10 protein-coding genes and 1 pseudogene are annotated in these 9,108 nt (G+C 42.1%); 5 read left to right on the forward strand and 6 right to left on the reverse strand.

Features of this window, described 5'->3' with window-relative positions; genetic code table 11:
• Positions 1 to 22: 22 nt before the first annotated feature.
• The gene (locus Q0212_RS13985) at positions 23 to 673 is read right to left on the reverse strand and encodes an NAD-dependent epimerase/dehydratase family protein (RefSeq protein WP_297926566.1); all 651 of its coding nucleotides are present in this window, start codon (positions 671 to 673) and stop codon (positions 23 to 25) included.
• Between the two features lie 59 nt (positions 674 to 732).
• Between Q0212_RS13985 and Q0212_RS13990 the strand changes: the two genes are divergently transcribed.
• Both Q0212_RS13990 and recG read left to right on the forward strand, forming a co-directional pair.
• On the forward strand, positions 733 to 1,611 hold the full coding sequence (locus Q0212_RS13990; RefSeq protein ID WP_297926567.1) for a LysR substrate-binding domain-containing protein: 879 nt from the start codon (positions 733 to 735) through the stop codon (positions 1,609 to 1,611).
• Positions 1,612 to 1,749: 138 nt separating this feature from the next.
• Entirely contained in the window at positions 1,750 to 3,819 is a 2,070-nt protein-coding gene (recG, locus tag Q0212_RS13995) for an ATP-dependent DNA helicase RecG (protein ID WP_297926568.1), read from the forward strand.
• A 96-nt stretch (positions 3,820 to 3,915) separates the two neighbouring features.
• Here the strand turns inward: recG and Q0212_RS14000 are convergent, their stop codons facing one another.
• Together Q0212_RS14000 and Q0212_RS14005 are read right to left on the reverse strand one after the other, a co-directional pair.
• Positions 3,916 to 4,539, reverse strand: a complete 624-nt coding sequence (locus Q0212_RS14000) for a PH domain-containing protein (RefSeq protein ID WP_297926569.1) — start codon at positions 4,537 to 4,539, stop codon at positions 3,916 to 3,918.
• Positions 4,540 to 4,555: 16 nt separating this feature from the next.
• The gene (locus Q0212_RS14005; RefSeq protein ID WP_297926570.1) at positions 4,556 to 4,972 is read right to left on the reverse strand and encodes a MerR family transcriptional regulator; all 417 of its coding nucleotides are present in this window, start codon (positions 4,970 to 4,972) and stop codon (positions 4,556 to 4,558) included.
• Between the two features lie 107 nt (positions 4,973 to 5,079).
• Between Q0212_RS14005 and Q0212_RS14010 the strand changes: the two genes are divergently transcribed.
• The 3 genes from Q0212_RS14010 to Q0212_RS14020 all read left to right on the forward strand — a co-directional run bounded on the left by Q0212_RS14010 (position 5,080) and on the right by Q0212_RS14020 (position 7,934).
• Positions 5,080 to 5,202, forward strand: coding sequence for a hypothetical protein (locus tag Q0212_RS14010; protein WP_297926572.1), 123 nt, complete (start codon positions 5,080 to 5,082; stop codon positions 5,200 to 5,202).
• 59 nt (positions 5,203 to 5,261) lie between these two features.
• On the forward strand, positions 5,262 to 6,917 hold the full coding sequence (locus tag Q0212_RS14015; RefSeq protein ID WP_297926576.1) for a copper resistance system multicopper oxidase: 1,656 nt from the start codon (positions 5,262 to 5,264) through the stop codon (positions 6,915 to 6,917).
• Between the two features lie 108 nt (positions 6,918 to 7,025).
• Complete coding sequence (locus tag Q0212_RS14020; RefSeq protein WP_297926578.1) at positions 7,026 to 7,934, forward strand: copper resistance protein B; 909 nt, start codon at positions 7,026 to 7,028, stop codon at positions 7,932 to 7,934.
• Here Q0212_RS14020 and Q0212_RS14025 read toward each other — a convergent pair.
• The 3 genes and pseudogenes from Q0212_RS14025 to Q0212_RS14035 all read right to left on the reverse strand — a co-directional run.
• Positions 7,931 to 8,281, reverse strand: a complete 351-nt coding sequence (locus Q0212_RS14025) for a YajD family HNH nuclease (protein ID WP_297926580.1) — start codon at positions 8,279 to 8,281, stop codon at positions 7,931 to 7,933. The genes Q0212_RS14020 and Q0212_RS14025 overlap by 4 nt on opposite strands.
• Positions 8,282 to 8,307: 26 nt before the next feature.
• Positions 8,308 to 8,781 carry an SCP-2 sterol transfer family protein gene (locus Q0212_RS14030; RefSeq protein ID WP_297926582.1) on the reverse strand — a complete coding sequence of 158 codons (474 nt, stop codon included), beginning with the start codon at positions 8,779 to 8,781 and terminating at the stop codon, positions 8,308 to 8,310.
• Between the two features lie 146 nt (positions 8,782 to 8,927).
• A pseudogene (locus tag Q0212_RS14035) lies at positions 8,928 to 9,108 on the reverse strand (hypothetical protein); the annotation flags it as partial.

Below are 9,108 nucleotides of genomic sequence, written 5' to 3' on the forward strand. Positions count from 1 at the left end.
AAATACACTAAATAGGTAGGTTTTAATACTTTTTCAAGCTGCTGTTAGTTGCCCCCAAATAAACATAAGATAAGCTTTGCTCCGTTTGGGCAACCGCCAACAAATGCAACAAAATGCCCACCACATCATCAATATGAATACGATTTGACCACAAGCCTGTTTCTACAGGTTTTGCCGCTTTTAGCCAATTAATTAAACGCAAACGCCCTTCACCATAAATACCTGCACATCGTAATATCGTGCTTGGCCATGTTTGCAAACATAAGGCTTCTGCCTGCAACAAAATCTGACCATTAAAACCCGCCACTTCGGGCGGCGTTTGTTCATCGACCCACTGCCCTGCATCCTGACCAAAGACACTGCTTGATGAGACAAAAAACACACGCTTAGGCTGATGATGAGCCAAGGCTTGGGCAATATTTTTTAAGCCATCAATAAACACCTGTTGGTAGGCTTCAGGGGTTGATGCACTTGGACTTAAAATAACAAAGACATAATCAGGCGACAACGAGGACAAGCTAAAAGGCTGACTCACATCTTGAGTAATCACCGTTGCACCTGCCAGTTCTAAAGGCGAACGTTTGATAATCGTTAGCTGATGACCGATACTAATTAGCTTGTTAGCCAAACGTAAACCCACATCACCACAGCCAATTAATAATATATTTGCCATCTTTACTATTCACTCATAAACTAAAACAATCAATATTTAAAAACTAATTCTTAAAAACTATGACCCTAACCGACCTACGCTATTTAGTCACTCTTGCCGAATTGCGCCATTTTGCTAAAGCCGCAGCCGCGTGTTTTGTCTCGCAACCGACACTGAGTATTGCCATCAAAAAACTCGAAGATGAACTTAATCTCGTGCTATTTGAGCGACATCGCCATGATGTACTGATTACACCTGCAGCAGAGCCTATCATTGCTCAGGCCAAAGTGGTACTGCACGAAGCTGATTTACTTAAACAAATGGCACAAGCACAACGTGATGAATTTGCCCAACCTTTACGTTTAGGTGCAATTTTTACTGTTGCCCCCTATGTGTTTCCCAGTTTGATTCCTGCCTTGCATCAAAGTGCACCACAATTATTATTGTATTTAGAAGAAAACTATACCCACGTTTTAAGCGACAAGTTGGCCAATGGCGAATTAGATGTGATTTTAGTCGCTGCGCCCTTTGAATTGCCCGAATGCCAAAGTGTGGATTTGTGGCAAGAAGAATTTTTATTATTAATGCCACAAAAACATCCGTGGGTAAGCGAAACACACATTGATAGTCATCTGCTCGCTGATGCACCGATGTTGATGTTAGGTGAAGGTCATTGTTTTAGAGATCAGAGTTTAGCAACCTGCCCGATGAACAATCCCAAGCTCAATAATGGCAACTCTTTAGAAACGCTACGCTTTATGGTGGCCAATGGTTTAGGCTTAACACTGATTCCTGCGATGAGTGTGCCTTATTTAGTCAATCAAAGTTTAAGTTATAAAAGCCTAAATCCTGCACCCACGCGACAAATTATGGCTGTTTGGCGTAGACGTTTTCCACGACGGCAGGCAATTTATGCTTTAATACAAGGACTTAAACAATTGGAACTTTATTCCGAATGATATAACTTATCGTTTTGTTTTGCCCTTTAAAATACCCCTTCGACTCCGCTCAGGGTGCATTTTTCGTTGGTTGAGCGAAGTCAAAACCAAAAAAATGCTTCACTGACGAGGGGGACTTGATTCAAGGAACAACCGCCTATGAGCCAACATTTAGCACATATGTCCGTACAACAGCTTAAAGGCGTGGGCACGATGCTCGCCGATAAGTTAGCCAAATTGGGCTTATACACCTTACAAGATGTGCTATTTCATTTGCCGCGTGATTATGAAGATCGAAGCCATATTACTGCGATTGATGTGGTCAGAAGCGGCGCGAGTGTGTTGTTAGAAGGCGAAGTGCTGAGTTGTGATGTGCAAAATGGCAAACGTCAATCTTTAGCCGTGCGTTTGAGTGATGGTTCAGGGCAAATTACCTTACGCTTTTACCACTTTTATCCCCAACAAAAAGAACATTTTAAACGTAATACTCGTTTGCGGGTGTTTGGTGAAGTGCGTTTAGGGGCAAGCGGCTTAGAGATGTATCATCCTGAATATAAAGCGGTGCGCGTTAATGAACCTTTACCTGATGCCAAACTCACAGCACTCTATCCCACTACTGAAGGTTTAACCCAAGTGCGTTTGCGACAATTAGTCGGTGATGCTTTAGTATTTGCTACGCCCCAATCATTGCCCGAACTACTCCCCCCCTTTATTAATCAACGTTTTGATTTATTACAAGCCTTGCACACGGTACATAATCCGCCCAATCACATTAAACGTGAGCTTTTATTGCTGCGTGTCCACCCTGCTCAACAACGTTTAGCTTTTGAAGAATTAGCCGCCCATCAAATTAGTTTGGCGCAACGTCGTCAGCATGTGCAAATTTTAAAAGCACCTGTGTTAGCGGCAGATTGCCCGTTAGCTACTCAGTTTTTAAGTTTATTACCGTTTACCATTACCAATGCTCAACGGCGCGTGTGGCAAGAGATTGCCCAAGACCTACAACAAGCCCAAGCGATGTTACGTTTAGTGCAAGGGGATGTGGGTGCAGGAAAAACCGTCGTGGCGGCATTGGCGGCTTGTCATGCGATTGCTCAAGGTTGGCAAGTTGCGTTAATGGCTCCGACTGAAATTTTAGCCGAACAACATTTTATTAATTTTAATCAGTGGTTTAGCCAATTAGGTTTTAAAGTTGCTTGGTTAAGTGGCAAACAAGGCACTAAAGAACGTAACACCTCGCTTGCCGTTGTGGTGAGTGGCGAGGCACATATTGTTGTGGGCACACATGCCTTGTTTCAAGAAAGTGTGCAGTTTGGTCGTTTGGGGTTGGTGATTATTGATGAACAACATCGTTTTGGTGTCGAACAACGCTTGGCTTTACGCCAAAAAGGTGAACAATGGGGCATGTGTCCACATCAATTAATTATGACCGCCACCCCTATTCCACGCACCTTAGCCATGAGTGCTTATGGTGATTTGGATACCTCGGTCATTGATGAGTTGCCGCCTAATCGTACGCCTGTCACTACGGTTGCTTTACCTAATGCCCGTCGTGCTGATGTGATTGAGCGTGTTCGAGCCAATTGCCAAACAGGTAAACAAGCGTATTGGGTATGTACTTTAATTGAAGAATCGGAACAATTAGAAGCACAAGCTGCCCAAGCGATTTATGAGGAATTACAACAAGAATTGCCCGAACTGCGTTTAGGCTTGGTGCATGGCAAGTTAAAGGCCAGCGAAAAACAAGCGATTATGGCTGAGTTTAAACAGGGTAATTTGGATTTGTTAGTGGCAACAACAGTGATCGAAGTTGGTGTTGATGTGCCAAATTCGTCATTGATGATTATTGAAAATGCCGAGCGTTTGGGCTTGGCGCAATTGCATCAATTACGTGGTCGGGTTGGTCGTGGTAGTACGGTGAGTTATTGTGTGTTGATGTATCAACCACCGTTATCACACATGGGACAAGAACGTTTGGCGATTATGCGTGCCACCACGGATGGTTTTGTGATTGCCGAAAAAGATTTGGAGTTGCGTGGGCCGGGTGAAGTATTGGGGACAAAACAAACAGGTTTGGTAGAGTTTAAAGTGGCTGATTTAGCTCGCGATCAACAGCTATTAAAAACTGCGCAACAATTGGCGCGTAATTTACTTAAAGATAATCCGCATAATGCCCAAGCCTTAGTACAACGTTGGCTGCCCAATGCACCAAAGTATGTGGCGGTTTGATATTCATTACGTCAATTAACAAGCATTGCATGAATTGACGAAAACCCACGTTTTATACATCAAAAACGATGGATTTCGTTCCTCAACCCATCCTACTCAACGCGGCAAAAACTTCTTAAACACACTACCAAAATCATATTGTTGAATGGCTTTGCGTCTATCGTGATAACCAGACTCAACCTGAATCACTGTTTGATTAATAATATCAGGCAAGTTCAACACCACATTTTCGGGCAATTCACGCAATACAAACATGGCATTAACCACATCATGAGTACGTTGCAAAACGTGCATATCACGATCAATTTCTTTGCAACGCTCACTAATGGCAAATAAGGCTTTATAAATCGCTTTAATTTGGGTGATTTGTTTTTTATCAATATCAACCGAAAACTCTGCCCCACCTAACTTAAACTTCAACTCCACATCTAAATCGACTGTCCCCGCCGTTTCCATTCGTACATCACTAATGCTGTAATGTTTGTATAAATAACGATTTAACATCCGTTTTTTACTAATTGCCAAATTGCCATTTAAGTGAATAAAGGCCAAATTGGTAAAACAGTATTCATCCATTTTAGACTTGATGACCACAAAAATTTCTTCATTGTCTTCATGAAAAACATAATCATCAACGTCGGTTTTATCAAACTCAGCAGGGGGAATAATCTTACCAATATCACTCAAACCCAAAGCATCGGCAGCTAAACTTTTAAACATTCTTGACTCCATGTAGTTAATTTTTTATGCTGATTTCTTCAATCAAATGGCAAATAGAACCAGTAGCATTTGATACATTGGCTTCTTGTTGCCATTGCTGTTGATAATATAACAATTCTGCTTCTAAGTGTTTTAAGGTCTCTAATTGATTTTGTACTTGTGCTATTTTTTCGGTCAACAGATGTTTGACAACGTGGCAAGGTGCTTGACCTGTTTGTCTAATTTGTAAAATAGTCGCAATATCCTGCAAAGAAAAACCTAACTGTTGGGCTTTTTTAATAAATTCAATTTGTTGTATCGCCTCTACAGGATAATAACGATAGCCATTATCCGCTCTATTGGCACGGCTTAATAAACCACATTGCTCATAATAACGTAGGGTTGCAGTACTCACATGAGTCTTTTGTGCCAACTCGCCAATTTTTAACTGCATGATCTGTATTCTCTTTGTAACATACACAACTGTTGAACTTGACCTTAAAGTCGACTTTAAGGACTACAGTAAACAGGCCGATTATGGCGTATTTTGGAGCGAATACGATGAATAAAATGTTAATGTTATTGGCAATGTTGGGTATGTTTTCTACTTCAGTGTATGCCGCGGATTGTTGTGAAGACCATCAACCGTGTTGTGAACATCAACATCCTTGTTGTGACGAATAATTGCTAACAGCGCTTGAGTGTTAAACACTCAAGCCTGACATTAAACGGAATAATCACCCATGTTTGCTCTCAATCGTCGTCAATTTATTACAGGCTGCTCTACAGGAATTGCCGTTGCAAGTATGGGCATCTCTCGTCATGCGCTGGCCAAAACGCAACCGCGCCAAGCTCATTATCAACCGATTTTGCGTGGCAATCAGTTTAAACTTACCGTTGGCCGCCAAGACATCAATTTTACAGGAAAAACACGGCAAGCCGTGACCGTCAATGGTTCAACACCTGCACCAACGCTGTATATGAAAGAAGGCGAAACGGTGACTATTGATGTTTATAATCAATTACATGAAGACAGCTCGATTCATTGGCATGGCTTATTAGTACCCTCGAATATGGATGGTGTGCCGCATTTAAGTTTTGCAGGCATCAAACCGCAACAAACATTTCGTTATCAATTTCCACTCATACAAAGTGGCACTTATTGGTATCACTCTCATTCAGGTTGGCAAGAACAATTAGGCATGTATGGCGCCTTGATTATTGAACCTGCTGAAGGAGACCCAATTAAAGCCGATCGCGAACATGTGTTAATTTTGTCCGATTGGACAGACCAAAACCCTGCTGATTTATTACGTTATTTAAAAAGTGAAAGCCATTTTGATAATTACCGACAACCCACTTTTGAAGAATTGTGGCACGATATTCGCGAGCTTGGCTTAAAACGCGCCTTTGCCAAACGCCAAATGTGGAATCAGATGCGCATGAGTCCTACCGATTTTACCGACTTATCAGGCGTTAGCACGTTCACCTATTTATTAAATGGCTCAACCAGTGCTGCTAATTGGACAGCGTTATTTAATCGTGGCGAAACCGTGCGCCTAAGAATTATTAATGCCAGTGCGCAAAGTATTTTTGATTTTCGTATTCCCGAATTAGACATGACCGTCGTTGGCACGGATGGCGGTTTAGTTGAACCTGTGACGGTTGATGAAATCCGTATTGGCGTGGCTGAAACTTATGATGTCTTAGTCAAACCCCAAGCTGATGCCTATACCCTGTTTGCCCAAGATATTGCTCGTTCAGGTTTTATTAGCGGCACATTAGCAGTGCAACACGGTTTAAGCGCACCTATTCCTGCGATAGATAAAGCCGAATGGTTAACCATGACCGATATGATGGGTGATATGCAAGGCGATGAACCTGCACATCATGCCCACACTGAATATAGCTGGACAACCGATATGCGTGTCGATTATCCGCGCACCAATTTGGATGATGCTGGGGTTAATTTGCGTAATAACGGAAGAAAAGTTTTAACTTACGCCGACTTATATAGTTTTGATGAGCTAAGAGAGGACGAAGAAGAACCAACACGCGAAATTGAAATGCACTTAACAGGCAATATGGAGCGTTATGTGTGGGGTTTTGATGGTGTGCCTTATCCTGAAGCCAAACCTGTGCATATTGGTGTTAATGAACGTGTGCGTATTAGCTTAGTCAATGACACCATGATGACCCATCCTATGCACTTGCATGGTATGTGGAGTGATTTACGTTGTCCAAACGGTGACTTACAAGTACGCAAACATACGATTTTGGTTCAGCCAGCACAAAAAGTGTCATTTGATGTCACTGGTGAACAAGGTCGATGGGCATGGCATTGTCATTTAGCCTATCACATGGAGTCAGGTATGTTTAGAGAAGTGGTTGTGGATTAAACCCTCACCCTAACCCTCTCCCAAAGGGAGAGGGAACTTAGCAATGAAAGCTGGGGTGAGGTTTAAATGAGAAAAAAAGCACCACATCTATCCTATGAGAACAACATAATGAAGTATCTAATTTTATTACCCATTTCTTTAGTTAGCTCAATCGCATTTAGTGCCGACAATCATCAACATGATGAGCATAGTCAGCACCAAATGGCCGAAATAACTCAGCCTGAAACACATCAACATAACAGCCAAGAAGCAAATCCTAGCACATCTGAGCATAATCATAGCAGCATGAACCATGATAATATGAATCATGACATGAGTAGTATGCAAGGTGGCAATGCTCCTGCTGATGCACGTAATCCTGACTATTCTCAAGGTCGTGTTTCTAGTCATACAGGCACTATGCACAATCATGCGGCGTGGAGTGTGCGCATCAATCAACTCGAACAACTCAAGGACGATGAAAACACCACCGTCAGCGAAGGTGTGGCGTGGTATGGTTCGGATAGTCAACGCTTACGTTTAACATGGGATATTGAACATAATCAGCAAGGCTCTCATCAAGATATCAGTCTAGCTTGGCAAAAACCTCTAGATAGTTTTTGGAGCTATGAGTGGGGTGTTGCTTATCAATCCGAACAAACATGGTTAAAGCTGAATGTTAACGGTTTAATGCCTTATCGTTTTGAAGTAGAAAGCAATTTATTATTAAATGAGCAAGGCCATAGTTTATTATCCTTTGAAGGTCACTATGATTTTCGTCTTACTCAACATTGGGTTTTACAATCAAGTATCAACGCCAATTTAGCAAGCCATACAAATATAGCCCAACTTCAAGGCAAAGGTTTAACCGAGCTAAAAACGGGCTTACGCTTACGTTATGATCTTACTCGTCGTTTTGCCCCTTATCTAGGCATACAACAACACGATTTTTTTGGAAAAACAGCCGATTTACGCGCTCAGCAAGGCCAAACCAACCACGAAACAACATGGTTGGCTGGTGTACGCTGGTGGTTTTAAGACTGCTTAGCTTTTAGCAAATCGGCTAATCCTGCGAGGGCTTTGCCTGTCGCAACTGGTCGTGGTGCTTCACGCACAAATGTTGATTGATAAAGCTGCTTTGAATGCTCTTCATCATGGCAATACACGCACAACAACTCCCAATTACTACCGTCTTCGGGATTGTTATCATGGTTATGGTCACGATGATGCACGGTGAGCAGATGCAAATTGCTCAAGTCAAACTCACGTGTACAACGGCCACACACATGAGGATACATTTTTAAGGCTTTGGCACGATAGCCCTGCTCTCGTGCCGCTTGATTACGCCGAGCCTCTGCGACAGTTTTATCATGCAAGAGCGACATCACACACCACCATTTAGCACAAACAATTAAGCTAATGCTTGACGTTTCGCTTTAACCCATTTTACCGCCTTACGCACTGGTTTAGGAATATCAGGCTGCAAATATTTGGCGGCATTGTTAAACCACATTAACAAGCCAAAATCACCTTCCATTTTAATGCTGCCATCTTGCATACCTGTCATGAATGCAGTTGGATCACCCTTCACCAAAGTTTTTACGCCTTGCTCACTTGAAGCAAATTGCAAAATAAAATCAGCTTTTTCAGGGCTACCCGCAACAGTATCAATCTTGCCACGGTTGACAATAATCTGACGTGCCAAGCCTAAATCTGTACCAATTTGAATACGGAATTCACGGTCATGAACCAACTCAATAAACTTTGGGCTAGTACGTGCCAATTGCTTCATACGTAACGCCAAACCTGCCACTAACAAATCAAGTGGATCAGTGCTTAGATCAACGATCGGTAACTTAACGACAGGTAGAGAAGAAAGCTTCATGACATATGCCCACAGTATAATGATGAAAATTAAGACAACCGTATCCTAGCACAATTGTAGATCAGTCTGTAAAAGCTTTGTTGCAGAAAATGAATACAAAAAAAGCATGCTTAGCATGCCTCTTTGGTTGTCCAAATTATTATAAATTATCGGCTAGAACATTGTTGCTGATCATCCTTGTAGACTGGTGTGTGTTCAATATATTGACGCTTTTCCAATCGTCTCCTAGTTTGTTGATCTTCGCGTAAAAGAATGAATGTAACCGTGACCATCGCAAGGCTTAGTGCTGTCAGATAACTATAGGCAACTGACATTTCGAACATGGTT

It is taken from the genome of uncultured Agitococcus sp. (genome assembly GCF_937920075.1).
Taxonomy (GTDB): Bacteria; Pseudomonadota; Gammaproteobacteria; order Pseudomonadales; family Moraxellaceae; genus Agitococcus.